General features: G+C 51.2%; 30 protein-coding genes. 12 read left to right on the top strand and 18 right to left on the bottom strand.

Annotated elements, in window-relative coordinates; genetic code table 11:
- Nucleotides 1–265: 265 nt before the first annotated feature.
- A complete protein-coding gene (locus tag CUZ56_RS09225; protein ID WP_126980104.1) occupies nt 266–733 on the bottom strand; it encodes a hypothetical protein in 468 nt (155 codons plus the stop codon).
- 812 nt (nt 734–1545) lie between these two features.
- On the opposite strand from CUZ56_RS09225, the gene CUZ56_RS09220 reads away from it, so the two are divergent.
- From CUZ56_RS09220 to CUZ56_RS09205, 4 genes are all read left to right on the top strand, one after another.
- Nucleotides 1546–2172, top strand: a complete 627-nt coding sequence (locus tag CUZ56_RS09220; RefSeq protein WP_126980103.1) for a DUF3592 domain-containing protein — start codon at nt 1546–1548, stop codon at nt 2170–2172.
- 371 nt (nt 2173–2543) lie between these two features.
- Nucleotides 2544–3563 (top strand): hypothetical protein, encoded by a 1020-nt coding sequence (locus tag CUZ56_RS09215; RefSeq protein ID WP_126980102.1) that lies wholly within the window; start codon nt 2544–2546, stop codon nt 3561–3563.
- Between the two features lie 297 nt (nt 3564–3860).
- A complete protein-coding gene (locus tag CUZ56_RS09210; protein WP_126980101.1) occupies nt 3861–4268 on the top strand; it encodes a hypothetical protein in 408 nt (135 codons plus the stop codon).
- A 180-nt stretch (nt 4269–4448) separates the two neighbouring features.
- Entirely contained in the window at nt 4449–4847 is a 399-nt protein-coding gene (locus CUZ56_RS09205; RefSeq protein ID WP_126980100.1) for a hypothetical protein, read from the top strand.
- Nucleotides 4848–4859: 12 nt separating this feature from the next.
- On the opposite strand, the gene CUZ56_RS09200 is transcribed toward CUZ56_RS09205, so the two are convergent.
- A complete protein-coding gene (locus tag CUZ56_RS09200) occupies nt 4860–5546 on the bottom strand; it encodes an SMI1/KNR4 family protein (protein WP_126980099.1) in 687 nt (228 codons plus the stop codon).
- 618 nt (nt 5547–6164) lie between these two features.
- Between CUZ56_RS09200 and CUZ56_RS09195 the strand changes: the two genes are divergently transcribed.
- On the top strand, nt 6165–7049 hold the full coding sequence (locus CUZ56_RS09195; protein ID WP_126980098.1) for a hypothetical protein: 885 nt from the start codon (nt 6165–6167) through the stop codon (nt 7047–7049).
- 74 nt (nt 7050–7123) lie between these two features.
- Here CUZ56_RS09195 and CUZ56_RS09190 read toward each other — a convergent pair whose 3' ends face one another.
- Both CUZ56_RS09190 and CUZ56_RS09185 read right to left on the bottom strand, forming a co-directional pair.
- A complete protein-coding gene (locus CUZ56_RS09190) occupies nt 7124–7444 on the bottom strand; it encodes a DMT family transporter (protein ID WP_126980097.1) in 321 nt (106 codons plus the stop codon).
- A gap of 253 nt (nt 7445–7697) precedes the next feature.
- A complete protein-coding gene (locus CUZ56_RS09185; protein ID WP_126980096.1) occupies nt 7698–8486 on the bottom strand; it encodes a hypothetical protein in 789 nt (262 codons plus the stop codon).
- A 129-nt stretch (nt 8487–8615) separates the two neighbouring features.
- Here CUZ56_RS09185 and CUZ56_RS09180 point away from each other — a divergent pair, with 129 nt between their 5' ends.
- A complete protein-coding gene (locus CUZ56_RS09180) occupies nt 8616–8993 on the top strand; it encodes a hypothetical protein (RefSeq protein ID WP_126980095.1) in 378 nt (125 codons plus the stop codon).
- 77 nt (nt 8994–9070) lie between these two features.
- On the opposite strand, the gene CUZ56_RS09175 is transcribed toward CUZ56_RS09180, so the two are convergent.
- On the bottom strand, nt 9071–9472 hold the full coding sequence (locus CUZ56_RS09175) for a hypothetical protein (protein WP_126980094.1): 402 nt from the start codon (nt 9470–9472) through the stop codon (nt 9071–9073).
- A 375-nt stretch (nt 9473–9847) separates the two neighbouring features.
- On the bottom strand, nt 9848–10426 hold the full coding sequence (locus CUZ56_RS09170) for a hypothetical protein (RefSeq protein WP_126980093.1): 579 nt from the start codon (nt 10424–10426) through the stop codon (nt 9848–9850).
- Nucleotides 10427–10742: 316 nt separating this feature from the next.
- On the opposite strand from CUZ56_RS09170, the gene CUZ56_RS09165 reads away from it, so the two are divergent.
- A complete protein-coding gene (locus CUZ56_RS09165; protein WP_126980092.1) occupies nt 10743–12086 on the top strand; it encodes a hypothetical protein in 1344 nt (447 codons plus the stop codon).
- Nucleotides 12087–12137: 51 nt separating this feature from the next.
- Nucleotides 12138–12869 carry a class I SAM-dependent methyltransferase gene (locus CUZ56_RS09160; RefSeq protein WP_126980091.1) on the top strand — a complete coding sequence of 244 codons (732 nt, stop codon included), beginning with the start codon at nt 12138–12140 and terminating at the stop codon, nt 12867–12869.
- 64 nt (nt 12870–12933) lie between these two features.
- Here the strand turns inward: CUZ56_RS09160 and CUZ56_RS09155 are convergent, their stop codons facing one another.
- The gene (locus CUZ56_RS09155) at nt 12934–13347 is read right to left on the bottom strand and encodes an OsmC family protein (protein ID WP_126980090.1); all 414 of its coding nucleotides are present in this window, start codon (nt 13345–13347) and stop codon (nt 12934–12936) included.
- A 229-nt stretch (nt 13348–13576) separates the two neighbouring features.
- Here CUZ56_RS09155 and CUZ56_RS09150 point away from each other — a divergent pair, with 229 nt between their 5' ends.
- The 3 genes from CUZ56_RS09150 to CUZ56_RS09140 all read left to right on the top strand — a co-directional run bounded on the left by CUZ56_RS09150 (nt 13577) and on the right by CUZ56_RS09140 (nt 15426).
- A complete protein-coding gene (locus tag CUZ56_RS09150) occupies nt 13577–13837 on the top strand; it encodes a hypothetical protein (RefSeq protein ID WP_126980089.1) in 261 nt (86 codons plus the stop codon).
- Nucleotides 13838–13955: 118 nt separating this feature from the next.
- On the top strand, nt 13956–14666 hold the full coding sequence (locus CUZ56_RS09145) for a hypothetical protein (protein WP_126980088.1): 711 nt from the start codon (nt 13956–13958) through the stop codon (nt 14664–14666).
- 61 nt (nt 14667–14727) lie between these two features.
- Nucleotides 14728–15426: a hypothetical protein gene (locus tag CUZ56_RS09140; RefSeq protein WP_126980087.1), complete on the top strand. Its 699-nt coding sequence runs from the start codon at nt 14728–14730 to the stop codon at nt 15424–15426.
- An 87-nt stretch (nt 15427–15513) separates the two neighbouring features.
- Here CUZ56_RS09140 and CUZ56_RS09135 read toward each other — a convergent pair whose 3' ends face one another.
- A complete protein-coding gene (locus CUZ56_RS09135; protein ID WP_126980086.1) occupies nt 15514–16140 on the bottom strand; it encodes a hypothetical protein in 627 nt (208 codons plus the stop codon).
- Nucleotides 16141–16320: 180 nt separating this feature from the next.
- Between CUZ56_RS09135 and CUZ56_RS09130 the strand changes: the two genes are divergently transcribed.
- Entirely contained in the window at nt 16321–17010 is a 690-nt protein-coding gene (locus tag CUZ56_RS09130) for a tetratricopeptide repeat protein (RefSeq protein WP_204250870.1), read from the top strand.
- Nucleotides 17011–17027: 17 nt separating this feature from the next.
- Here the strand turns inward: CUZ56_RS09130 and CUZ56_RS09125 are convergent, their stop codons facing one another.
- From CUZ56_RS09125 to CUZ56_RS09085, 10 genes are all read right to left on the bottom strand, one after another.
- Nucleotides 17028–17501 carry a hypothetical protein gene (locus CUZ56_RS09125; RefSeq protein ID WP_126980085.1) on the bottom strand — a complete coding sequence of 158 codons (474 nt, stop codon included), beginning with the start codon at nt 17499–17501 and terminating at the stop codon, nt 17028–17030.
- Between the two features lie 91 nt (nt 17502–17592).
- Nucleotides 17593–18084 (bottom strand): DUF2514 family protein, encoded by a 492-nt coding sequence (locus CUZ56_RS09120; protein ID WP_126980084.1) that lies wholly within the window; start codon nt 18082–18084, stop codon nt 17593–17595.
- A 14-nt stretch (nt 18085–18098) separates the two neighbouring features.
- Nucleotides 18099–18236 carry a hypothetical protein gene (locus CUZ56_RS15775; RefSeq protein WP_162615305.1) on the bottom strand — a complete coding sequence of 46 codons (138 nt, stop codon included), beginning with the start codon at nt 18234–18236 and terminating at the stop codon, nt 18099–18101.
- Nucleotides 18236–18700, bottom strand: a complete 465-nt coding sequence (locus CUZ56_RS09115) for a D-Ala-D-Ala carboxypeptidase family metallohydrolase (protein WP_204250869.1) — start codon at nt 18698–18700, stop codon at nt 18236–18238. Before CUZ56_RS09115 ends, CUZ56_RS15775 begins: the two co-directional genes overlap by 1 nt.
- Nucleotides 18697–19023 (bottom strand): hypothetical protein, encoded by a 327-nt coding sequence (locus CUZ56_RS09110; RefSeq protein ID WP_126980083.1) that lies wholly within the window; start codon nt 19021–19023, stop codon nt 18697–18699. The genes CUZ56_RS09115 and CUZ56_RS09110 overlap by 4 nt, the downstream gene beginning before the upstream one ends.
- Nucleotides 19024–19028: 5 nt before the next feature.
- Nucleotides 19029–19421: a hypothetical protein gene (locus CUZ56_RS09105; RefSeq protein ID WP_126980082.1), complete on the bottom strand. Its 393-nt coding sequence runs from the start codon at nt 19419–19421 to the stop codon at nt 19029–19031.
- 143 nt (nt 19422–19564) lie between these two features.
- Complete coding sequence (locus CUZ56_RS09100; protein ID WP_126980081.1) at nt 19565–19951, bottom strand: GtrA family protein; 387 nt, start codon at nt 19949–19951, stop codon at nt 19565–19567.
- 38 nt (nt 19952–19989) lie between these two features.
- The gene (locus CUZ56_RS09095; protein WP_126980080.1) at nt 19990–21105 is read right to left on the bottom strand and encodes an NTP transferase domain-containing protein; all 1116 of its coding nucleotides are present in this window, start codon (nt 21103–21105) and stop codon (nt 19990–19992) included.
- Nucleotides 21106–21154: 49 nt separating this feature from the next.
- Nucleotides 21155–22558, bottom strand: coding sequence for an aminoglycoside phosphotransferase family protein (locus CUZ56_RS09090; RefSeq protein ID WP_162615304.1), 1404 nt, complete (start codon nt 22556–22558; stop codon nt 21155–21157).
- A 78-nt stretch (nt 22559–22636) separates the two neighbouring features.
- On the bottom strand, nt 22637–23425 hold the full coding sequence (locus tag CUZ56_RS09085; RefSeq protein ID WP_126980078.1) for a hypothetical protein: 789 nt from the start codon (nt 23423–23425) through the stop codon (nt 22637–22639).
- Nucleotides 23426–23434 lie beyond the last annotated feature (9 nt).

Raw genomic sequence — 23434 nt, 5'->3', positions numbered from 1 at the left:
CACCCGCGTTACAGCATAATGCCCCTGCTTTGACGTGATGACATGTCAAAAACCATGTTGTCTATCCGATCTTATCATGTATACCCGCATGCTCCAAAAATAATTCCATGCAGATCATTCTTGGTGACTGCCTATCGGCATATGCAGCACCGCCAGCGGCCTGCCGCCACTGCTGTATCCGTACCTGCAAACGATGGGTCCGATATACCTATATATACAAAGGCTCCATCACACAATTCAGCAGATTAGGCAAATACACCGCAGGCTACAGCACGGCAGCGCTGGCAGGCGATAGCATACTGATGCCCAGAGTCACGACAGTCCAGCAGACATACGTGATTACCGCAATCATCAGCGCCACGAAAAACGATACGCCAAAATAGAGACGGATAAAAAACGATGCAACGGCTACCGTCACAGCAAAATAGATGACATAAAAATACAGCGCCACCTTATCCAGCTCAGCTTGCGTCAGCTTCTGTGGAAAGTTATACCCCGACAGCCCAGCTCCCGCAACAAATCCCAAAAGAAAGACAATGGCTAAAAGTGTAATGACGGTCATGTTACTGGCCGCCAGCGATTCATAGTATTTGGCCGTTGTGGTAAAAAGCCGCGCAATGGCGTATTGCAGCAAAACATAAAAAAGATAGAGCCCGGTTGCCACAGCCGCTGCCAGCCCACCCAGGTAACCCCATATAATGCAAGTGATGATCACAACCAGAACGTAATGCATATTCTTTTTCCTTTTTTTATAAAGTTTGATTAATTCAACATTGACATGGCTATGCAGCCATATCTCTGGAAACCTACCCACCCTGGGATCTTTGATGGCACGGTATGCCAGCAGCCCAGGCGCAAAAACAGTGCTCTTAAAATAAAAAAACCGCACGGGATACTTTCCGTGCGGGTTGCTGCTGGCTCAGCAAGGGCTAATCGCCCGGCACTGCGCTCGGGGGGAAGGGCCCCTCACACCAGCGACACAACTCACACGAATCACACCGATTCACAACCGCTTTTGTCTTTAATTCCATCATTTACACACCACACCGTCATTTGTATCAATTTGATTGCAAGTGGTCACAATCAAGTTATCGCGTTTAAATTCCGCGATAATTTATGTAATGTTAACGCCTAATTTTTTAAGGTCAATGATTTATAGGTTGTTGACCAAAATAATTGCATTTACAAAGAAGGCATATTTAATGAGTAAAACGCGCTCTGCGTAAGAGAACTTTCTACCGAAAATCTCGCGAAGATGCCCTGCCACAGAGGCATTAGGCATTTTCATGGCAAGCATTAAAACACCGCAAATAAGCGCATCAAAAGGTCTGAAAAAATAAATCCGCGTAATAATACATGTTGTATTTATGTAAAAAATCAAATGCCACATGGCTGCGACAGGCTTACGCTTGCTGCCCTGCTGGTCATTAAGCCGTTTTCAGTAAGTGCACGGTATTCGGACAGGCCAATATGCAGGACAATACTGCACGCTTGTGATTGCGGGAGCGGTTACCGCGCCACGATCATCTGTGCCCCGGGTAGTGCATGATCGCCGGCCCGCGTGCTACACTGCGGCAACCAGCGCTGGTTGAGAAAATCTCAGCGTGGCGATGTTTTGAGACTGATGTGTTTGTTGTACCGATGGCTGCCACACCCAAACATTTTTTTATCATTCCCTGGATACTGCTGGTTGTCAGCATGTGTTTCATCTATATGGGCGTTAAAGACCTGTATGGCGTCAGCGCTGCCTATCTGTGGGGCGAACAGGCGCAGGGCCAGGTCACTCAGACCAGCGCCGCAGGCCGCACCCGTTCAACCACATACTATTACACCATTGAATACCAAGATGCCCGCGGCACCCTGCACACCGCCACCAGCAGCGATATGCGGCCTTATGAAACAGGGCAGCACATTGAGGTGGTTTATTCGCCGGGCACCCCCAGCAAAGCCTACCTGCCTGATGTATACCTGTACTGGGCCGCTGACGGGCTGGGCTATATCACGCTGGCCTTGTTCATTGCATTGTTTGGATTCAATGAACTCAGCAAGGCGCTGGCCGGCAGCAGGCACCAGGCACTGGTGAACAAACTGCTGGCTATTGATAAAAGCATGGTGCCACTGGCATTGATGCTCACCGTCATCGCCCACCTGGCCGGCAAGCCCACATTTTAAGCTGCGCCCTGGCAGCGCGCAGGTTCAACGGCTGGCCCTGAAAAGAGCCTGATCAAGCACTGGCCTGACATGTTACATGGTGTCACTCAGATAGAACATGACCAGCCACACTGCCGCCTGCCTTAACCTGCTTTTGCCGCCGGCCCTGTTTTGAACAACACTGATGCAGGCAACCATTGATGCGCCACGGCCTGTACATAGCCAGCAATAACGTTATCGGTTAAGATTAATGCTGTCACTAAAAAACACGTCTGGATACAGGAAACGCACGGCCTGACAGGACCATGGCCAAGCGGTTCACTGAAAACCACCCGGACGCAATATGAAAAACTGATCACCTACCTGTGGCGTGAACCCAAGGAAGTAACAACATGGACATCATCACATTTTCCCAACAAGCCCGTAATTACCTGCAAAACTGCGACCCGGCCATTACCGGCCAGCTCATTGACGCCAACCTGCTGCAGTGGCAAGCCAAACGCAAACACCGCAAAACATCGGCATGGCTGTATGAAACGCTGCTGCGCCACGCTTCACGCGGCACCGGCAAGGGTGACGCCCTGGGTAAATGGTACCAGCCACGCACCGAAGCGGCTGATACTGCCCCCACACTTTACCTGCGCGATTATTTAGCCCCGATACTGTTTAACTTTAACCCGCAACAGGTTGCAGCCACTTATGGCAAAGAGCCGAAAAAAGTATGGCAGGCCCTGGGCGGTAAAAAAAATCTGAAAGAATTGCTGGCGCCGGACGGGAAAGCGCCGCAGAAAAAAACCATCAAAGCCTGGAAAAATTTTGTTCAAACCATCTGTGATGCTGCGGCGTTTTTTGCCGGTGACGACCAGTACAAGGCTTTTAAAAGCGCGCTGAGCGACGCCCATGGAGACGATGTCAACGCGCTGCTGGTACCGGTGGAGCTGTTGCACGAGGCCATCCCCTCACTGGATAAAGGCTTGGTTTACAACTTCATCAAAGAGCTTGGCTACACCGATTACGTTAAACCTGACGCCTCGCTGATCAACCTGTGCATGCGAGCCGGGCTGGTGGACCTGAAACAGGTGCAGCAACGCATGCAGAAAAAACCCAAGACGCTGCCCAAGGCACCGAAAAAGGACAAGAAGATCAACTATGCCAAAGTGGTCTGCCCGCAAAAGTTTTTCACCGCCATTGTGACGCTGTGTAAAGACAAAGGCATTCTGCCTTATGAGTTTGACAAGCTGATGTGGCTGGTGGACAGTGGCAAGTTCATTGAACCTGACGGTCGGCTGCGTGAATTCAAGACCAGCAAAAAAGATTTCATCGCGCAGTGCCTGGTCAATGAAGCCATCAATGCAGAAAAACTGCGCCATGGCAAAAAGCCCAAACAGCCCCTGAAAAAACCGGCTGCATAAAACAGCCTGATCATGAGCAGCAGTGCTACATTCAGCGCCTGCATGGCAATCAACCATGCAGGCCTTTTGTAATTTTGTGATCCTGTGATTTTATAACTTTTTACTTTTATATCTGCTTGCATCTGAACATAAATCTGCCTGCCGCAGCAGATCGCATGCCCACCAATTTCAGCCTGCGCAGGTATCACCTCATGCGCCCGGCCGTATGGGCACATAGCACTTCTCTGAAAATTGCATGCGGCGCTGGAATGCACCGCTAAAGTCAAGACATGTACCACAACAAATGAGTTCTGTACCATGTTTGACGATTACCTTTTAAATTACAAACCAGATCATCAGGAAGAAAGCACGCAGCAGGAAGATGCGCAAGCATGCATGGAAATAGAAGCACATACAGAAACGGTTGATCCGCACCCTGTCATTTCCGGTTTGATTTCTCTGGTGCTGTTGGCCTATGTTGCGGCCTCCGTGCTATTGGCAGTCAAGTTAAGTACGGTCATGGGTTATCTGGCTATACTTTTCGGTGGCAGTGGAATGCTGTTTGGCCTGCTCCCAATTATCATCATTGTCTTTTCTGCCATCGGCATAGCCCGGTGTACTTGGAGCGCTTACAGTAAAACAGACGGCTCGCTTGGGCAGAAGCTGGGCTTTGCTTTGTTTGCGTTCACTCTTCTCAATGTAGTACCGGCAATGCTCTTATTTTAAAAATATTTCCGGCAGCCAAAGTTAAAGCAAGGCAGCGATGACAATCATGTCCTGCAACAGGCACGTATCATTTTATGCGCCTCGCGGTATGAACAAAAAGCACTTCTTCATGAAACACGTACAAAGCCGGAATGCCGCGCTAAAGTGCAGACATGTTTTACAACACACAGGCAATTGAGCATGTCCGCAGAACACACTTCAACCAGTACGCAAACAAGCCAGCGGAATACGCGTGAACCTGCACACACGGCAAAAGTCAGCGCCCCGAACCCCATTGCCTTGATTCTGCTCTGCGTGGTGTTGGCAGCGCTTGCTATTGCGTTTATTCCAGTACTCATGTGGACAGCAGACGTACTCAATATCCTGATTATTCTTTTTACTGGTAATCAATCTTATGCCGTGATGAGGTGGGTTTTCGGTCTGTTATATGTCTGGCGCACTACCCGCATTGCCCGCTGGGTGTGGATCAACCGCAAAATGGATGGTCCTGGAAGCAGGTTTCGCATCGCCTTGTTGGCCCTCATTCTTTTCTGTGTGTTGATGTTGACAATTTTCTTTACACAAATCAAACCACTTTGATACCACGCAGGCTTAAAACACCGCATCTCCTGCCGCATACGCCTGAGGCATCCATTGCGTACCGGTGGCGTCGTCGCCATAACGGGCATAGCCCCCCAGATCGTTAAGCGCCTGAACCGGGTCGCTGGTAATGCGTTGGAAAAATTCTGGCAGGCTTGCGGCGTACAGGCTGAAGCTCAAACCATCCTGGTCGAAATAATAGATGCCACCATGCTGCGCGCCGCCCAGCGCCAGTAAAAAGTAGTTGCCCGAGTTGGGTACTTCACCGAACATGACGGCTTCATGCACCCATGGCGGAACCCGGGCGTTCAGTTCGCCGGCGTCAAACACCTCACCGTCGATCCAGTCCTGAAAATAGTCTCCCATGCGCTCCCACATTGCAATGGCAAAAACGCGTATGCCCACGACATGAATGCCGATGGCGTTGTGCTCGACGGTGTCGGCATACAGCTCGGCGCCGTTGTAGTGCGTATAAAAGTCAATGAATGCCTGCGGTGCGTTTTCACCCAACTGCTCATGCAGCAGCGCCATGTCCGCAGCAGATGCCGGCGCCCCCAAGGTGCTGGTCACATGCGCCACCCACTGTGCTGTACTGCTGCCATCTGCCGGGTGGCACAGAAAGCGCTGATTGGGCTGGTTGATATATTCACTTAATGGCCTGAGCCATTGCGGTACGGCCTCATGCGGCGGTGTATGCATTCAATTTCTCCACAAATGTTCCACGGCCTGAATCGTTTTGCCATACATTCAGGAAACAACAGTATTGTAACAATGCCCGTGTCTCGACTATATATAGCAGCACTGGTTGGATATTCAAGCTCTGATTGTTTCAGATCGACATGTTATAAATAAAATAAAGTATCATTGATTAACGCGTTATACAGGCACGGGACAACGTGACGCGTTTCATGGCTTGTTTCATTTACCCCTTGGATTTGCGGGTACGGGGTTTAGTTGCACTGCTTAACCTGGTGAGAATTAACTAAATCCTTGCCTTTGTTGCGCATCTTGATTCTCACCCTCACCGCCGTAAACGCAGCTCTGCCATGGCGCACGTTTTATTCCTGTATTTTTGAGGAGACTGTTTTGAAATCAGACTGGATCATCCGCTGCTGCAAGTGGTATAGTTTGTGCAGTATTTTGTTACTGAGTGGGTTTGTCCATGCCCAGCCATTGAGCCTATACGGTCTGACTCTGGGGGAAAAACTTAACCTGCCCAATTGCGCCATTGAAGAGCAGGACAGATTTTCCCAAGGATCATTGAAAAGCGCACTGCTTGATGTGCCCCAGCTGTGCGTGGTCAGGAACCTGGGTACGATGACCACACAAACTCCTTTCCCGCTTGAAGTTGCCATAGTTGCTTTTCCATTGTTAAACCAACCTCCCATCTCTTTGGGCAATATCGTATATGTCCATCTGGACAAAAATAACCGCCTGATGCGCTTTTTCATACAGGCGCCCGATAAACTGGATCAAAGCCATTGGATTATCCGTGCCTTGGAGCAAAAATTTGGTCCCGCACAGGTAAACACAACCCGTCGTGAAACCAGTATTTTTGGTGATTTGGAAGGTTCACTGCTGATGCAGTGGACATTTCCAAACCGGGGTGCTATTGAAGTATCGGGCGCTACTGGCTACTTTCCTTCTGGCGGGAAGATTGTTTTTAATGCCTGGCCAATGGCTCAATACATCACGGCAGTTGACGCGCCGCGTTCAAACACCACCACGCTGTATGGGCTGACCATTGATCAGCCCCTGCGCCTGCCTGAATGTTCACCTATGGCACGGATGGAGGATATACAGAAAACTTGTATCCTGAACAGTACGTTGCGTCAGACTTTTGGCACGGTCAATGCACGCGGTGGCTCAGTGTTCTACCCTTGGAAATCTCCGCCGAGCATCGCCACCCATGACCCGGTTGACGTTTTCGTTGACGAACAGGGGCGTCTGCTCTGGCTGCGCTTCAGAACAAACGGCGTAGCAACTCAGGAAAAAGTGCTGTCTGAATTGATTGCTCAATTTGGGGAACCCACTGAGCGTTTTCACGCCCGCGATATTCAGTACGCATTGCCTATCGGACCGGAATCACTGTTTGCCATATGGGAAAGAGACGACGCACGTATCACCTTTATCGGACAGAGCCAGAGCGGTCGTTTAGGCAGCGTCATGCTCACTGCCCGCCGTGTTATTCCAGATGAGTAAAACCGGCACTTATGCATACACAGCATCAGCCCTGTGCTGTGTATGCAGGCCAGGCCCTGGCGCAGCCCAACGTTTCAGGAACTGGAGGAGACTTTCATCAGCACCAGACCGCTGACAATCAGCAGCGCGGCCAGCACACGCATGAGGGTGAGCTGCTCGTGAAACACGATCACGCCCACAATGAATGCACCCACTGCGCCAATGCCGGTCCAGATGGTGTACGCGGTACCCAGCGGCAGGCTGCGCATGGCCAGCGCCAGAAAGTAAAAGCTCACGACCATGAACACCACGGTCACGATGGAAGGGGTCAGTTTGGTAAAGCTGTGCGATTCTTTCATGAAGGTTGCCCAGACAACCTCGGAAACGCCGGCAATCAGCAGATAAAACCAGGCCATGGATAACTCCTTGACTCAGGCCGTCCTGCATGCTGTGTGATGCCACAAGGGTCGTCCCCTGTGGTGGTTTTAGAGATGAAAAACGGTATGCAAGCTGCCAGCAGATCATTTCTGCCGGCAAACGCCCGTACGGCTCCCGCAACACCGGCTGCATGTGTTGCCGGTTTGTGATCATGCCGTAGTTTTTATTTTAACACAGGGCCGTTAAACCATGGCAGCCCATGCCCTCATCCTCAACGCATGTGCACATGCCCTAGTCTGCGCTGTAAAGGTCCCGCACTTCGGTGCCCTGCTCGTTCTCAATCAACACCAGGGCATCGACCCCGCCGCCAAAAAACAGTTCCACCGTCAGTTTTTGCGGTCCAGCCCAGGTGTATGAAACCGATACATCTTCCTGGCTGTGGTCTTCATCGTCTTGCAGGCGTGAGACTTCTGGCTTTAAATACTGGCCATTGCCGTTTTCAAGCGTGCGCTGCCGGTAGTCGGTATACGCTTGCAGCAGGTTGATACCTTTATACCGGCAGGCGGTACCGCCATCGTAGCCGTCATACTGTCCGTTTTCGTCGTAATAGATCAGCCGTTCACAACCCTGCGCACCGTGGGCCGCCGCAATGGGGGTGTAGACCATCACCCACCCGGTGTCCAGGATTTCATAGCGGAAAACAGCCGATTCAATATCCTGTTCATTCACCCGGTACGCCTGTTCCATCAGTACGACCCGGTCGCCTTCCTGCACCTGAAGAAATGCGTTGCCCGCATCAAGAGCGTAGACTCGCTGCTCTGCCCGGCCTGTGTATACCCAGTCGGTTGTGCCGTCAGAATCACCATACGCCAGCGGAGATAAGCGCAGCACGCTGCCGTCTGATTTACGCGTGAGCACCATCTCCGCACTGTTGCAACCTGGTTGTACCTGTTCGCACTGCGATGCCAGTTCAATAACATACGATGTGGTTAGCCACGTGGGCGTCTGCGCCACAGCCCGTGCACCGGCAAATAACAACATGCCTGCGCATAAAAAGATCATCCATGTGTTTTTCAGCATGGCATTGATTTTAATTTCAAATTTGAAAAGTGCATAAATAACAGCCAGCCGAAACAGGTCCGCCCTGTACATGACGGCGGATACGGCTAAAATTCAGCCTTCTGTCTGCTAAGAAACCAAGGAACCGCTGTGAACCATGATCAAGTGATGCTGGGCTACTATATTGCGCTGTTTGCCGTGCTGCCGCTGGCCTTCCTTGTTTTTCTTTACCTGATGGTGCGTGTGCTGAAAAAAGTGAATACGCTCAACCTGCCGCCCAGCACAACCGTCGTTGGCGGGCAGGTTTTTATCAGGTCAATTCCTGCCATCGTGGTGCTGATCATCCTGACCATACCGGTGTTTTATTTTAGCCACCTGGTCAAGCAGGAGGATTACTGCAAAACAGTGATTGCGGTGAACCACATCACCTCCCCTAACAACCGCATGCTGCAAGAGCGTTGCAGCAGTTTTGATATTGAAAAACTGATTGAAGAGGTCGGCCAGCAAACTGCACAGGCAACACAATAGTCTGAACAGGCCACGGCCCATACAGACGCAAAAGCAAGGCAGATGTAACGCCTGCCCGGAAATCTATGCCAACCAGCTTAACGGGCCGGGCGTGTCAGCAGGTTCATGCCTGCGCCGATGAATTTGCAGGCTGTGGAAACACAGAGCATGGCAAACAGAAAGAAGGCCACCAGCGCCACCATTACCGCCAGCCCCCTGCCAATGACCAGTGCAGGGATATCCTGGGTTTCGTGCAGCAGCGGCTGATCGGCCAGCCAATTGATTATGGTGTTGATCAACACGTTGCCTTCCATGAGGTAGTAGGCCAGATAAAGTTCTCTGAGGATATAAAAAATCAGCACCGCCCCGACCAGAACCAGCGCAGCGCCAAACAATGACCGCAACCAGGAAAAAGACCAGTTAAAGCTCCACGAACGGGTACTCTCCAACTGCATCTGCTCCAGCAGCTCCTGTTGTGAAATGGTTTTGGCTGGCTCCATGCGGGTCATGCTCCTGTGGTTTTGAATGTCATGTCAGGCGGCAGGCACCAGCCTGCCTTACGGCTCTGAATGCCATCATGCCAGAAAGCAGCAGATTTTCAGGTGAAAAACCGGGGCTACCGCTCGGATACTGGGTTTTGCCCCAGGCAGGCCAGCGCTGCGGGGATATCCGGTGCAACATCACGGCCCAAGGACGTGGCAAACTAACCGCCATAGCAGGCACACGGGCAATGCACAGGCATCACACATGGAGCCTGTGCCTGTTGGCTGCTTCATCACCGGGCGGGCAGATGCCGCCCGGTTATACAAACCGCTGCAAAGCAGTATCTGTGCATTGCAACAGCATGGCTGGCATTGCTGCCTGTTTACGCCAGGTTACACCGGTGCGGCAGGATCAAAACCTGGAATGCTTTTCAGCCAGATGACAATAAACCCGGCTTTAGAGGCACCATCGTCCCCATTGAACAGCACGCCAATACCCGGCTCAAGCTCCCACTTGGCTTCAATGGCACCGCTGGCCGCATTGGGGCCGGAGCTTAAGGCAACCCGGTTCAGTGACTGCGGTTTGCCAAAACGCGTTGTCAACTGTTGCAGGATCTGTTCCTGCGCTGTGGCTTCGGTAAATACCAGCAGATGCACCAGCTCACCCTTCTGGTTCAGGCTGGCCATCATCAGTGCGTCGGTATAAGGCAATGGTTTTTCGACCGGAGGAAAAGCAATACCGACCATTTCTGTCGGCATCGAACCCAGGGCTGTATTGTCGCGCAGATGCCTTTGCATGCACAGCTTGGGCACATTGCCCAGCGCCTCGTAAAGGTGCTGCGTCTCTTCATCGATGGCACAGTCGGGTAGATTCAGTGGTTTACCCAGCGTTAATCCGAACAAGTCGGGTGTTTCTGCCCGCGCCACCACGGCTGCGCACACCCATACCAGAACAAGGAACAGTTTTTTCATGACCACACCCCTTGATATCACGGCTATAAGTAACGCCCTTTATTTTGCCTGAAAACATGTATTTTAGGGTTAAGATATATCAAAATAGAGAATTACCCTGCCGGCCTGCATAAAAAAGAGGCCATGCAGCGGATGCCGCCGCCCTGATGGAACAGGGAATAGGACTTGTGGTTAGCAAATTCTGAGAAATCAGCCACTTTAACTTCCTAAGGCCTTAAACAGATTCACCAGAAACAAAAATATATTTTTCCTGCCATAAAATGCAGTTCAATAACCATGGCAATGAAAATATGACCCCGGACGAAGAAAGAGCCGCATGAACCGCCACACGTCAACACACAGACCATCCCCGCAGCGCAGGAAAAAATCTGGTTTTACTGTGCTGCCATTGCTACTGACAGCGCTTTCTCTGTCTTTGTGGCCCCGCACTCGCAGAAATGCACCTGATAAAACGGATGAACAGCCGAAAGAACCACCGGACAGTGATTCAACTACCTCCGTTCAGCAGAGCGAGACCGGACCATCCAGCTCAAATGAAAACATAGAACAGGAAGACGCATCAACCTCGCCTCCCATGCCTATGAACCATCTGGAAGGTGTTCTGGTATGGGTTCAAAAGCGGATATGGCCTTTAAGTGCATCCACACTGTCTTTGTCAGCACTTTCTCTTTTTCTATATTCGTGGCTGTTCCATGCGCCGATCAATATCACTTCACCGTCGATGATTGCTGCACTACCGGTGATATTTGCTCTGACCATTGTTCTGGAAATATTTCTAGTGCTACTGGTACTGGCTCCCACTGCACTTTTATTTGTGGCGCCAAGCAGCGATAAAAAAGCGCTTGTTTTTCAGTTAAAGGAAAAACCTGACCCAAAGATTCTCAGACGATGGTTTCAGTCTTCACTGACCATGACAGTGATATTGTTGATTGTCATATTCGGCGGTTCTCAGATCTCTCCCGGGCACGAAACATTACGCTCATGGATATTAATCCCCCTTTGCATATTGACACATATGTCATTCATGCTGGAACAGAATTCAGAATCTGCACATTCCAAATGGCAGTGGAAAAATTTGCGCTGCATTTCGCCTGACTATCTGGGCGTATTAACCTACGGTTCTATACTTCAGTTATTTCTAAATCTGAATGCACTTGAAATGGCGGTCAAATTTGTTTCTGACTGGAAATATCCCGACTTAGTCCTTCTCATTGTTGCTGCTGTAATTTCGATTTGCATTGTTGTTGTGATGAGCGTATTTCAATATTTGGCAATACAGGTAGCAGTCGACAAAAATTTTTATGAAAAACTTAAGTCACAAAAATCTGTAACCGCTCTCCTGTTTGGCTTGCTTTTTGTCTTTACTGCTTTTCTGGGCGCGTATTGCATCGATGCCATCTTCAGGCAAACCGCATCCGGTGGGCGTGAATGTGTTCAACTGACATGGGCACAGGATACGGCCCCTGGCGTTCCTTCTGCCCTTGTCAATCCGGACAATACGGCAGTAAGCCATCCTCTGCGAATCCTGCTGCAAGCCGATGGAGATTATCAGATTGGGTTGATTGGCGATGCTTCCAAAACCGTTTATTTTGTGTCTCGTACCCGCGTTGCAGCGCTGGCAAGTTGCCCGTCCACCAGCGCGCAAAAGGTGCAGGATTAATTTCAACTCAAGCTTCCATTCCACCGCTGGGGCTGCTGGTAAAATCTTGTTATGAAAGAGAACAAATACGATGACGCGCAGTTTTTCAGCGAGTACAGCCAGATGTCGCGCTCGGTCCAGGGGCTGGAGGGTGCGGGCGAGTGGCATGTGTTCAGGCAGTTATTTCCTGAGCTGAAAGGTAAGCGCGTGCTGGACCTGGGTTGCGGCTTTGGCTGGCACTGCCAGTATGCGGCGCAGCAGGGCGCACAGTCGGTGATCGGCACCGATATTTCGGACAACATGCTGTGCGAGGCACTCCGGAAAAATGCCTTCCCCAATGTGCAGTATGAACGCGTTGCAATGGAGGATATTGTCTTCCCTGATGCTTCGTTTGACGTGGTGATCAGTTCACTGGCGTTTCATTACGTGGCGTCATTTGATGATATTTGCGCCAGGGTGTACCAGCTGTTAACGCCGGGAGGTGATTTTGTTTTTTCGGTGGAGCATCCGGTGTTCACGGCCCAGGGCACGCAGAACTGGTATGACGATGCACAAGGCAAGCACCTGCACTGGCCGGTAGACCGCTACTTCAGCGAAGGTTTACGCCAAGCCTGCTTTCTGGGGCAAGAGGTTACCAAATACCATAAGACGCTGACCACCTACATCAACGCGCTGCTGCAAACCGGCTTTCGGCTCATGGCACTGGTTGAGCCTGAACCCGACCCCAGGCTGCTGGCACAGCACCCTGAATATCAGGATGAACTGCGCCGCCCGATGTTTTTGCTGCTGTCGGCCAGAAAATAAAGCACGCTGCCTTACTGGCCATGCGCGGCAATGTGCTAGCCTGCCCTGACCTACGCACGGCAGCTTACTTCACCATCAGCGTGGTGTTGATGGAGATGGTGCCGGTCAGCAGTTTATGAATCGGGCATTGGTCGGCAATTTCCAGCAGGCGCTGGCGTTGTTCTGCGTCGAGCTTGCCGGTAAATGTAATGGTTCGGCTGAGCTGGAGCTGCGCGGGCTCAGGTGCCAGTTGCTCATTGTCCACCTCCACGGTCACGTCAATTCCCTCCAGCGGCCAGTTTTTGCGCTTGGCATACATGGCAACCGTGATGGATGTGCAGGCTGCCAGTGAAGAGCTCAGCAGTTCGTGCGGTGTCGGGCCGGTATCACCCCCGCCCAGATCCGATGGCACATCAGCTACCCACTGGTGGGTACCTGATGACAGGGTGGTTTGATATGCGAGTTGCCCCAGATGGGCCTTGATGACAGATTCGCTCATGATCAATGGCTCCTGACGTTAAAGTAAGCAGCATTGCATTGCTCTGCTGCCCGAATTTGATTGATTTATGAATGATTGTGCCCATATTAGCATGAATCAAAAAACACGCGCTGCCGGAATATGGATCGGTTTCTTTTTATACTAGTGTCATAAATATATTGTTATGCAATACCTATATTGAATGGGCCCAGCCTCTAAGGCATGAATAAACCCTTGATCAGGACAGAATATGCAGAAATACAAAATAGGAGATGAAATGGCCAGCAAGTACAAAGGCTCAGGACACGTGCTGGCCGCAGTGACCAACGGCCGGGTGGTCGGGCTGGTGTATATTCATGATGTTTTGCCTGACTATGATGATTCTTCCAGCATGCATGACCTTAAGATTGCCGCCAACGACCCTAAAATGAGCCCCGTTGTGAGCGAGCTCAATGCGCTGGGGCACGTGTATGTCGGCATCTGCTCGGCATGGGAGCTGATGGTGCTGTAGCCTGGCTCTCAACGGATGCCAGCGCCTTGACATACCCGACCTTCCCCGCCCAGAACGCTTGCGTCAACCTGGCAAAACCGATAAAGTTCACTGAAATAATCAGTGGAGGCTAGGCACCGTGCATGACGATACGTTGAAGCGTTTTAAGGATGTCACAGAAACACTCAACACCATGGAAACCAGGTTCCGCACCCTGCACCATACGTTTCTTCAAGCACAGGGCCAGTGCGAAGAGCCCCTGCAGGATTATCTTGCCCGCCATGCTGCACAGGAAGCATTTGGCACACCGGCCGATGTGCAAACCATTGAACAGGCGCAGCATTATGCGGCTGTTCCGTTTCCGGCAGACCTTGTCAGTTTTTACCGCAAAACCGGTTCGCTGCACGGTGGCAGACATCTGAACAACCTCACCATTTTCTCGCCTGAATCTGTGCTGGAGCGCACCCGCAGCGACAGCCCTTATGCCCACTCAATCGGCCTGCTGGACACGATTCACTATTTATGGGACCACCTCAGAGAGGCTGAGTCCATGGACAGCTACACCGCGATGATGAGGCAGGAAGAATATGACGAGCTGAACCGCAGCTACATGGCCGTGGGCTACTGGTGCGAATCTATGGATGACGGCCAAGAGGATGGAGACATGCACTACTGCATCTTTTACGACCGGCAGGGGCTGTTTCGCACGGTATTTGTTAATCTGCTGGATGAGGATTTTGATATTGCCCAAGAGATCGAGCACAGTGCAGACGCTTGTACCTGGGACGAGATCATGAGCCACGCTCTCGATGAGGCGCTGTCAGCACGCTTATCATCGCCCAGATTATAGTGAAGCACGTTGTATTCATTTAAAAAAAACCAGATACCGTTACCCGTGAAGGAACCGCACCATGCACGACACTACGTTGAACCGTTTTAAAGAGGTTGCTGAAACATTCAACGCACTGGAAATTGATTCACGCACCATGTCTCATGCGCTGTTGCAAAAAGATGGCAACTGTGATGAGCCTTTGCAGGAATATATCAGGCGCTATGCCAAGCTGGCCAAATTCGGTACGCCGACAAGCGCACAGGCCATCGAGCAGGCGCAGCGCTACGCCGCCATTGCGTTTCCGGCAGCGCTTGCCAGCTTTTATCAGCAGGTAGGCGCATTCATCGGTAACGAGCATCTGTGCGACCTGACCATTTACCGCATTGACACGGTGCCTGAACGCGCCCGCGATGAATGGCCGCCTTATGAGCGCTTTTACTCGTTCGGCCTGTTGGACACGATCAATCTGGCATGGGGCAACAGCAGAGATGAATTTAAAATCGGCAGTGATACTGCCATTGTGAGCCAGCAGGAATACGACATCCTGAACCAGAATTACATGGTCGTCGGTTATTGGGCACACCCTCCGGGAGCCGATGCCAGCACCTACATCTTTTACGATAAGCAGGGTTTGTTTGGTACGATATATGTCGACCAGGATGAGTTTGACATTTTCCACCTGCTAGAGAAAAGCACCGCCGCCCAGACCTGGGACGAAGTGATGAACTATGCGCTTGATGAGGTTCTGAAACAGCGCTTTGCCATACCGATGATCTAAGCAGCCATCAAACCGGCTGATATGCAATGGCGCACAGGCCACCTTCCAGCCTGCTAAACAGGCCATGGTACTGGTGCGCCTTGTCAATCAGTCAATGACAATCTGAAACTGAGACATGAACATATCACGCAATTCTTCAGGTGTTTGACTGCGCTGCCTATACACTTCAGAAACGATGTAGCTGCTCAATTCACCCATAATCTGGAACTGCATTTTCCCCGATAGATTGTCATGTTCATTTGAAGCTCTTTGTTCAAGGTAACTCTTGAAAAAATCCGTCAAACCCTGCTGGGACATGCCTTCATCACGCATCATCGCCGCCCCCTGCATCATCTGCCCTATCCCCAACGTCATCTGGTTCAAGCCTGTTTGGATTCCATCCTTCTGCTGTGAACACAATTGCAGAAAATCAGGCCTGCTCTGTGGATGCAGCTCCCACAAATAGACCCCGCGGCTCACTCCCATCATATAGAATACACGTTCCTGCCGTGAAATACCGGAAGGCACCAGCTGCTCAACCATCTGTTCAAGTGATATGTTCCGGCTGACCATGTCATACGCCTGCGAATTGAGCGTGCTGATTTGCTGGCAGTTCACATGCAGAGGCGGTATGCTGCCCTGGGCATAAGCGGCATTTCTCAGCAACAATAAAAACAGCAGCCCCATCACTGCCACAGATAAACGCAGCGCCCTTGTCACCATATTGGCCATCATATATTTTTCAGTCAGAAAGCCACTTGCCCTCCCAAAGCCAGAACGCCCGGCATTTCAAGGCGCTCCAAACAATGGCTGATTATACATTCAGCGTTAATACGCCCCAGTGCTTCAGCTTGCTTTTTGGCATGCCATGCTTTACCATCTGGCCGAACACCGAAACCCCTCACAGGACGTGCCATGCTGAAAAAATACATCGTGAGTTTGCTACTGTTACTGGGTGCCACCTTCGCGTGCGCGCAGGAATATGGGCACTACGACCTTAAAAAAATACTGGTGACTTCACCCACTTCTGAGGGAAATGCCTATGCCGTGGATATGCAGTATCTGGACCAGATACTCAACGACCTGGCCAGCCACGCACTGAGCTACCCCACCCGGTTTGACACACCACAAGACAAACAGCGTGCAACAACTGATGTCAAAACCATCAGTGCCATATTCGACATCTTGCTGGACAAGCCGGAACCAGATGCTGGCCTGCTGCGGCGTGCCGGCATGTTTTACAGCATCGGACATAACCTGGACATTGCCGACTCTGCGCATAAAGCGGATACGACATTTCAGCGCCTGCTGAGCAACTTTCCCGATGATCCGCAGGGCAACTACATGTACGGCAATTTTCTGGCCGGTAGTGGTCAATCGCAAAAAGCCGTGACCTTTCTGGAAAAGGCCTTGAGCCTGGGCATCACAGATGCCAACTATTCACTCGGGCTGAATTGCCTGATGCTGGGCGATACACCCAAAGCACTGACCTATCTGCAACGCTACCAGCAGCAAAACCCCGACCATCCGCACATTGCAGACCTGATTGAAGCCATTCAAGAAGGCCGCTATGAAATGAAAACAGAAGAGGTGCCTGCCTTATGACCGCAGCACACACGCTATTAGCAACAGAAAGCAATGACGCATTCTGCTGCGGCTATATCCAACCTGGCAAGGCTGAATCCGTCTGAACATTGAAACCTGATGGAAACTATAACTAATACAGTTAACGTAGTCCTTAGTTTTTTGCTTGTCGCCACGGTTATTTTTCTTATCTTTGGACTTCCAAGCCTTTTAAGCGATTTTTTATCCGAGTCTATATTTAAAATACTCGAAAAAATAACAGGAAAGCCATTTACAAAAGACAAAGAAACATCTTTGATTGCTATCATCAAAGCCATTGTGATATTTGGCAGTATAGGCATTGTGATATGGTTCTGGACCAGTGCGTTGGAATCACTTGTGACATGGTTTTTATCTTGATTGCCTCCCTCCCACCACACCGGCTTTATGCCAGCATGGCACTGCCACAGCTGGATCAGCAACACGAAGAAATATTCGGCATTTCGGCACCCAAAAAACTCTTGCTTGCCCATAACGCACCTGCACAGGTCTTCCTGATGCTTTTTGCCGCATCTGCTGCTGGCTTTTAAAACGCACGGAGAGCCGCGCACCGCCTGTGGCGTATCACTCTTCGTGCCCACGGGCGTTGTAAAACCCGTTACACGTCAGTAAGTGGTTTCGAGTTGTGTCAGCGTATTGTGCATAGACTCCCGCCAGCCGGTCAGATTCTTCAAGCAACTCGGTAAGCACTCGGATGGTGTGGGCGGCGGCAGTGCAATTGCCGGCAGCGGATCCACCGGCAGCCTGACGTACACGGGCGAGCTCTGCGCGCACCCCGTCACGCTCAGCAACAGCGCCGTCACGCTCAACCATAATCTGCTGCAGCCTTTGCTCGTTTTCATATCGCTCCACTTCTTTAAGATCCAGTTCACGCTGTCTTTCCTGCTGCATCTGTGCCTGTTGCTGCAACTTGTACTGCTCAAACGCCAGCGTGATCCGGTCGGTTTGATTGTGCGCAGCTTCCAGTCGCCATGTCTGCACCGCTGCCCACAGCAACAGCCCGGTCATGGCAAGCACCACGGCCAGCTCAGGCAGATATTTTTTGATGAAATTCATCTGCACACCCGGCTTTATTTACGCTTAACTTTGTGCCAGAAACTTTTCCACCCGCTGTAAATGGCCTGCCCGAATCCGGGGTTTTTCACCTGTACACCGACACCAATGAAAAAGAACAGCACACATACAACCACTGCGGCAATTGCATCCATCACACACCCCCTGTTTCAATTTTTCGGATACCGGGCACATACCCCACGCCACGTCGCCATGAAAGCACCTGCTGCCGCATTCTGCTGCCAATGCCCAGGTGTACCCAATCAGTCACCCCCTGTTCAAAAATGAGCTGGTCAAACCGGATGCCGCTACGCTCAATGGCCTGGCAGACCTCCTGCACACTCTGGCCCTGAACCGTAAAATCTGCCGCCAGCCCTTGGGCATGGTCAGACGTTGCCACACCGCCCACCGCCTGATTGAGCGCGGCGGAACGATAACCACTTGAAACCAGAAGCGGCACATTGAACAAAGCCCTGACCTCCTCCAGCGATTGCGCCAGTTGCATCAGGTTTTGCAGATGTGCAGCATCAGGCTGGTTGTTGATCTGCAGGCGTTCGGCTGTGGCTGAGCGGGTAAACTCGCTGAGCCTGAAATGCGGGCTGAGGTACATATTGCTCATTCATCCTCTCCATAGGTTTCAGGATCAAAAATCTGCGTATCAAACTCCTGACCGCCTTTATGTGCGTACTGGCGCCATGCCGGTGCACCATCCACCAGCAGCCAGATCACGCCCCCCACCAAGGCCAGGCTGCCAACGCCTTGCAGTGTGCTGCTCAAATACGGCTGGCAACCGGCAACCGATGCGCACAAGATCAATGCCGTGTATTTGAAACGCGGTCGCAAGCTGCTGCCACACAGATTCAGCCGGAACACGGAAATGGCAATCACGCCAAAACACAGAATGCCTGTGACCAGCGCCGTCAGATAATAAAACGTTGTCATCGCTGTTATTCCTTTCCATCCATCTTGCGGTCAACGAACAGCTTCACCTTTTGCACAAACCATTCGCCGATCTTGTACCAGTCATCCCCAATCAGCCCGATGATCAGCGCCACCGGCGCCACCAGCCAGTCTGCCTCTACGCTGGGAATAAAGCCGGCAGCTATTTTGGAAATACCGACCGTCAGCAAAACAGCGGTAAAAACCACCCGTACAAAATAAAACAATGCGCTTGCCTTGCCTTTGGGCTCCCTTCTGCCCAGCGACCAACCCGCCCCGGTTGCTGCGGCAAAAGCAATCAGGATATAAGGCCCAATAATGGCCGCCATGGACGGCCCGAAAATAGAGGCCGCCATAATCACAAATAACTGCATCACATCCGTCTGGTTGTTTGTATCCATCTTTTCTCCTCTTACGCATGTGATGTTAGACGCCGATAGCACTTTTATGTGAATGGTTGGATGGCCAAATCATGGCTGGCAAAGACAAGAAAAAGCCACCTGAAGAGGTGGCCTGCATATTGATTGGATACTGAATGGTCTGCTTATTTTTTAAGAATTACAAGCTTAAAAAATGTCGAGTTGATGACAAAGGAAAGCGCTGTGATCAGCAGTTTGCTTAACAGCTCATTTACGCCGTAATCCACCAGCCCCTTGACCATTGCCGAATAGATCAGGATGACAATAAACTGGTAGACATACCAGGTAATGTATTTTTTCAATGAAATTCGATGCGCTGCAAACAGATAGCGGCCTGACAAAAACCAGACCACAATGACGGATACGACCGAACTGATGGCATTGGCGTAAAACGGGGAAAGCTGTACGGCCCAGATTAAAAACGCATACAGTGCAATATCGAGCAGCACTGCGCATATGCTGGAAAAAGCATAACGCATCAGATAATCAATCAGCTGGCGCAAATTCATCATCAGTGAACCACATCACTTCCGCACATGAATTCTGTACATTATTTACGGTATTTCTCAAGCGCCTGTTCAGGCGAAAGATGAATGAATTCATCCGGATGCATGGCCTTGTCATCCACATAAAACCCGAACCGCGCATACGGCTTGCCAAACCGTATGCCATGATAAGGCACCTGATGCACTTCAAGCCAGTCCATCGTTGTTTGCCCGACCTCGGCCACAATGCGGGCCTCGTTGTTCTGGAATGTTTCCATGCGGCGTGATGTATAGATAATGATCTCCCACCCGGCCCGCTCAAACTCCCTGAGCCTCATGATCACGGGCCTGTTTGGCTTTTTCATAGCGTAAGACACGCCCGGCTCGTCTATGGTGATGGTATTGTCCAGATCCACCACCAGCACGGGCGCCAGGTTTTCAACCGCAAGCTGCTTGACATCCACTTCCCAGAACGCTTCAAGCTGTTGCGGCGTTCCCATGGGTTTGAACAGGCTGACACGATCCATCAGCACACATTCCCCCGCATCCAGATATGTCTGATACAGCGGGGCCACGTAATACTCGCCCTGTTGGGTTTGGGTCTGGGGCTGCGCCAGGGCATGCAGCGCACGCTCGCAGAAAAGTGCTGCATCTTTAAAGTAATAAAGCCCGACAGATGCCCACTCGGAAATGCGCTCTTTTTCCCGCACCTGAAGCACCTGATCATGCTCATCGACCTCACAAAACGACCATGAATCCCCCTGTGCCTGGGCACAGGGAATAATGCCCTGCACCTGCGGATCGTTCATTTTGCCTAGCAGCGTCTGGCTTTCAAAATACGTGTCGCAGTTATAGATGACAACGGAACTCTCAGGCAGAATATGCTCAAAAGCAAAACTTGCTGTCTCAAGCTGGCCTCTTGTCAGCGCGTCAATCTCCAGCCAGACCACCGATGAAAACGGATAGTGCATGGCAATTTTCTGCTCCATTTTCTCTTTGACCCGGTGTTTCTTTTGCGTGATGAGCACCAGCCGGTCCTGCCCGCAGATTGGCAGTGAGCGTAAAGACCACTCCAACAAAGTAGAGCCATACAGCTCGATCATCGCCTTGGGCAAGGTGCCAAAAGAATCACGGAACCGGCTTCCCTCGCCGGCAGCACACAAAATATACGTTACAGCCATCAGCTTTCCTTAGCGCTTCATACGCCTTTCATCTATGACAAAATTCTTTTCAGGTGGTTGAGAAGCGGTAAAGCTCCATCGCACGAATCAACTGCCTGTGCATTCTGAGCTCATCCTCTGCATGCAGCGGCATCATGCTCAGAAACAGGCTGCTTTCATACAGGCGTAAACGTTTAACAGATATATTGCGCTTTTTCAGGTAGTCCAAAAACGTCTGCTCCAGCAGCGCCACTCCCGGCACATGTGCATCCTTTAAACCCAGAGTCAGATCACGCTGCATCACCACATCCATCATGTCGTAGACCATCAGGTCATAATGCCCCAGGAATGAATGGCTCAGCTTGGCCAGGTCGTACCACGCAGGCATATAGTCATCTTCTGCCTGCGGTGAGACACGACCTCTGGGGTCGATGAGCTTGATGTACTCTTTGGTGCTGTCAAACAAAATGTTGGAGAAAAACAGATCCCCATGAGAAAACACCAGCGTATCCTCTTTATGCTGCTCTATATCCTTTTGCAGCGCTGCAACATACAGATCGGCAAAATGCGCTACAGAACCCATACCGTTCATCTGGCACATCACATCCATTTTGGGTACGCAGGCATGTTGCAACAACATGTCCACACGCTTTTTCAGCTTGTCGACAAACAAGGCTTCAGCCCGGCGGGCGTAAGCCTCCTCCCCCACTTTTTGCGCCGGGCAACTTTGCAGGTATTGATCCAACAGGCTCATTAACAGCTCGCCATCATGCCGGTTGGCAAATACCCCGTTCAGCAAGGATTTAGCCACGTCCAGACAGGGAACCGCCTCAATTTCATAACCACTGCGGTCTGCCTCCATCACCAGATCGCCCACCTGCGGAAAATAAGGCCGAACCGGGGCTGGAAGCTGCCTGAAAAAATCATACTCAGCTTGCATTTTCTCCACGACAGACGAAAGCTTTAAAAAGAACACATTGCGACTGGGCTGCAATGAATTAAAGTGCCGCAGGGAAAAACCGCTGCCAAACAGCCGCAACGCCGTTGCCGTGTGCCCCAGATTCGCGATCTGGTCATCGCCGGCCTGCACCCGTGCTGGCTCTGAGGATTCCAACGTTGCTTCTATCAGCTGCTGATAGGTCATACAGGCTGCAACAAACCGGGCCGGCTGGCCAGCAGTCTGATGGGGGTGCTTCTCCACAAACAAGGGAATATCCGTTTGCATGGCCTTATGGAACAGGTTATCCACCCAGTCCAGATCCAGCGGGTAGTAGGCAAAGTTGTAAATCACCACCTTTTCATCGTCTTCCGGCAACCGGGCCTGCGCCTGCAATACCTTCATGCACAAAGCCTGCACCTCGCTCCACTTTGAAGGGCACGCGGCATCCGCATACAAAAAGCGGCTGTGCTCAAACGCAGGAATGCTCTCTACAAGCCCGCCATATGTGCGTTGCCCCAGGCGCAATTTACGCACATCCTTGGTATGTAAGACACTGCTTACAAACGAGTTAGGCAGAAGTTGGGGGAAAAATATGCAAATCATCTCATCAACTCAATCTCTAAAAGAGCACGCCTGACGGTCTTTTTTAAGCCAGCGCACAATACTCAGCATGACCAAAAGTACGGCTGCCACATAAACAACCAGCATCAGACAGTTATAAACCTGTGTCGCATTAACACCCAGCGCTATGCCAAAGCTGCCGCCCACCCGGTTGATGATGACCGCAACGGCATCCCCGCTGACAGGGATAACCAATGCAACAGCCATCCACTCGAACACCCAGCCGATAACGGATAAAGACAACACCATGCTGATCGTGCCCTTTTTCTCCCAGGGCAGCTTGTTGAGGCTTTGGCGCAGTTGGTAAGACTGCCTTAAAAACCAGGCATCTTTCCTGTTGACCCGGTTGAGCTCCAGCAGGTTTCGCTCCAACCGCCTCAAAATAGGAGACAGCGCAAACATAATGCCCCACATCAACGCTAGCAACAGCAGCAAAGCAAAAAACAGAATGCGTGAATCCGACAGTGTGGTAAAGAAGAATATCACCACAACCAGAATGAATGCGTCAAAAATGCGAACCAATATCAAAGCCAGCAGCGTTGGCACCGCCTTGCTGCGATCCTTGTAAGCACAAAGAACAATGACGGTGAGCTCATACACAAAGGCCCCGATCAGATAGCCCAGCGCCGCCCCGACAAAATGAATCGTATTGGTGCGAAACAAAGAAGGGCGCAAGACCCCCAGACTGATATACAACCGCGCTGCACGCACAGCCGTTGCCACCAGCATGAACAGTAGAGCAAATCCCCAACACACCCACAATGAAAGCTGCTGTTCCATCAGATACTC

The sequence above is a fragment of the Saezia sanguinis genome (genome assembly GCF_003991585.1).
GTDB lineage: Bacteria > Pseudomonadota > Gammaproteobacteria > Burkholderiales > Burkholderiaceae_C > Saezia > Saezia sanguinis.
This window is presented reverse-complemented; position numbering and strand designations above follow the sequence as displayed.

What these genes read in the sequence shown, in the direction of transcription:
- CUZ56_RS09225 (WP_126980104.1), bottom strand. Translation starts at nt 733, where the DNA reads ATGCATTACGTTCTGGTTGTGATCATCACTTGCATTATATGGGGTTAC.
- CUZ56_RS09170 (WP_126980093.1), bottom strand. Translation starts at nt 10,426, where the DNA reads ATGAAAAAACTGTTCCTTGTTCTGGTATGGGTGTGCGCAGCCGTGGTG.
- CUZ56_RS09120 (WP_126980084.1), bottom strand. Translation starts at nt 18,084, where the DNA reads ATGAATTTCATCAAAAAATATCTGCCTGAGCTGGCCGTGGTGCTTGCC.
- CUZ56_RS09150 (WP_126980089.1), top strand. Translation starts at nt 13,577, where the DNA reads ATGCAGAAATACAAAATAGGAGATGAAATGGCCAGCAAGTACAAAGGC.
- CUZ56_RS09210 (WP_126980101.1), top strand. Translation starts at nt 3,861, where the DNA reads ATGTTTGACGATTACCTTTTAAATTACAAACCAGATCATCAGGAAGAA.
- CUZ56_RS09105 (WP_126980082.1), bottom strand. Translation starts at nt 19,421, where the DNA reads ATGGATACAAACAACCAGACGGATGTGATGCAGTTATTTGTGATTATG.
- CUZ56_RS09130 (WP_204250870.1), top strand. Translation starts at nt 16,321, where the DNA reads ATGCTGAAAAAATACATCGTGAGTTTGCTACTGTTACTGGGTGCCACC.
- CUZ56_RS09160 (WP_126980091.1), top strand. Translation starts at nt 12,138, where the DNA reads ATGAAAGAGAACAAATACGATGACGCGCAGTTTTTCAGCGAGTACAGC.
- CUZ56_RS15775 (WP_162615305.1), bottom strand. Translation starts at nt 18,236, where the DNA reads ATGGATGCAATTGCCGCAGTGGTTGTATGTGTGCTGTTCTTTTTCATT.
- CUZ56_RS09200 (WP_126980099.1), bottom strand. Translation starts at nt 5,546, where the DNA reads ATGCATACACCGCCGCATGAGGCCGTACCGCAATGGCTCAGGCCATTA.
- CUZ56_RS09185 (WP_126980096.1), bottom strand. Translation starts at nt 8,486, where the DNA reads ATGCTGAAAAACACATGGATGATCTTTTTATGCGCAGGCATGTTGTTA.
- CUZ56_RS09110 (WP_126980083.1), bottom strand. Translation starts at nt 19,023, where the DNA reads ATGACAACGTTTTATTATCTGACGGCGCTGGTCACAGGCATTCTGTGT.
- CUZ56_RS09095 (WP_126980080.1), bottom strand. Translation starts at nt 21,105, where the DNA reads ATGGCTGTAACGTATATTTTGTGTGCTGCCGGCGAGGGAAGCCGGTTC.
- CUZ56_RS09165 (WP_126980092.1), top strand. Translation starts at nt 10,743, where the DNA reads ATGAACCGCCACACGTCAACACACAGACCATCCCCGCAGCGCAGGAAA.
- CUZ56_RS09115 (WP_204250869.1), bottom strand. Translation starts at nt 18,700, where the DNA reads ATGAGCAATATGTACCTCAGCCCGCATTTCAGGCTCAGCGAGTTTACC.
- CUZ56_RS09195 (WP_126980098.1), top strand. Translation starts at nt 6,165, where the DNA reads ATGACCACACAAACTCCTTTCCCGCTTGAAGTTGCCATAGTTGCTTTT.
- CUZ56_RS09175 (WP_126980094.1), bottom strand. Translation starts at nt 9,472, where the DNA reads ATGGAGCCAGCCAAAACCATTTCACAACAGGAGCTGCTGGAGCAGATG.
- CUZ56_RS09155 (WP_126980090.1), bottom strand. Translation starts at nt 13,347, where the DNA reads ATGAGCGAATCTGTCATCAAGGCCCATCTGGGGCAACTCGCATATCAA.
- CUZ56_RS09220 (WP_126980103.1), top strand. Translation starts at nt 1,546, where the DNA reads ATGATCGCCGGCCCGCGTGCTACACTGCGGCAACCAGCGCTGGTTGAG.
- CUZ56_RS09140 (WP_126980087.1), top strand. Translation starts at nt 14,728, where the DNA reads ATGCACGACACTACGTTGAACCGTTTTAAAGAGGTTGCTGAAACATTC.
- CUZ56_RS09190 (WP_126980097.1), bottom strand. Translation starts at nt 7,444, where the DNA reads ATGGCCTGGTTTTATCTGCTGATTGCCGGCGTTTCCGAGGTTGTCTGG.
- CUZ56_RS09205 (WP_126980100.1), top strand. Translation starts at nt 4,449, where the DNA reads ATGTCCGCAGAACACACTTCAACCAGTACGCAAACAAGCCAGCGGAAT.
- CUZ56_RS09135 (WP_126980086.1), bottom strand. Translation starts at nt 16,140, where the DNA reads ATGATGGCCAATATGGTGACAAGGGCGCTGCGTTTATCTGTGGCAGTG.
- CUZ56_RS09215 (WP_126980102.1), top strand. Translation starts at nt 2,544, where the DNA reads ATGGACATCATCACATTTTCCCAACAAGCCCGTAATTACCTGCAAAAC.
- CUZ56_RS09100 (WP_126980081.1), bottom strand. Translation starts at nt 19,951, where the DNA reads ATGATGAATTTGCGCCAGCTGATTGATTATCTGATGCGTTATGCTTTT.
- CUZ56_RS09085 (WP_126980078.1), bottom strand. Translation starts at nt 23,425, where the DNA reads ATGGAACAGCAGCTTTCATTGTGGGTGTGTTGGGGATTTGCTCTACTG.
- CUZ56_RS09125 (WP_126980085.1), bottom strand. Translation starts at nt 17,501, where the DNA reads ATGGGCAAGCAAGAGTTTTTTGGGTGCCGAAATGCCGAATATTTCTTC.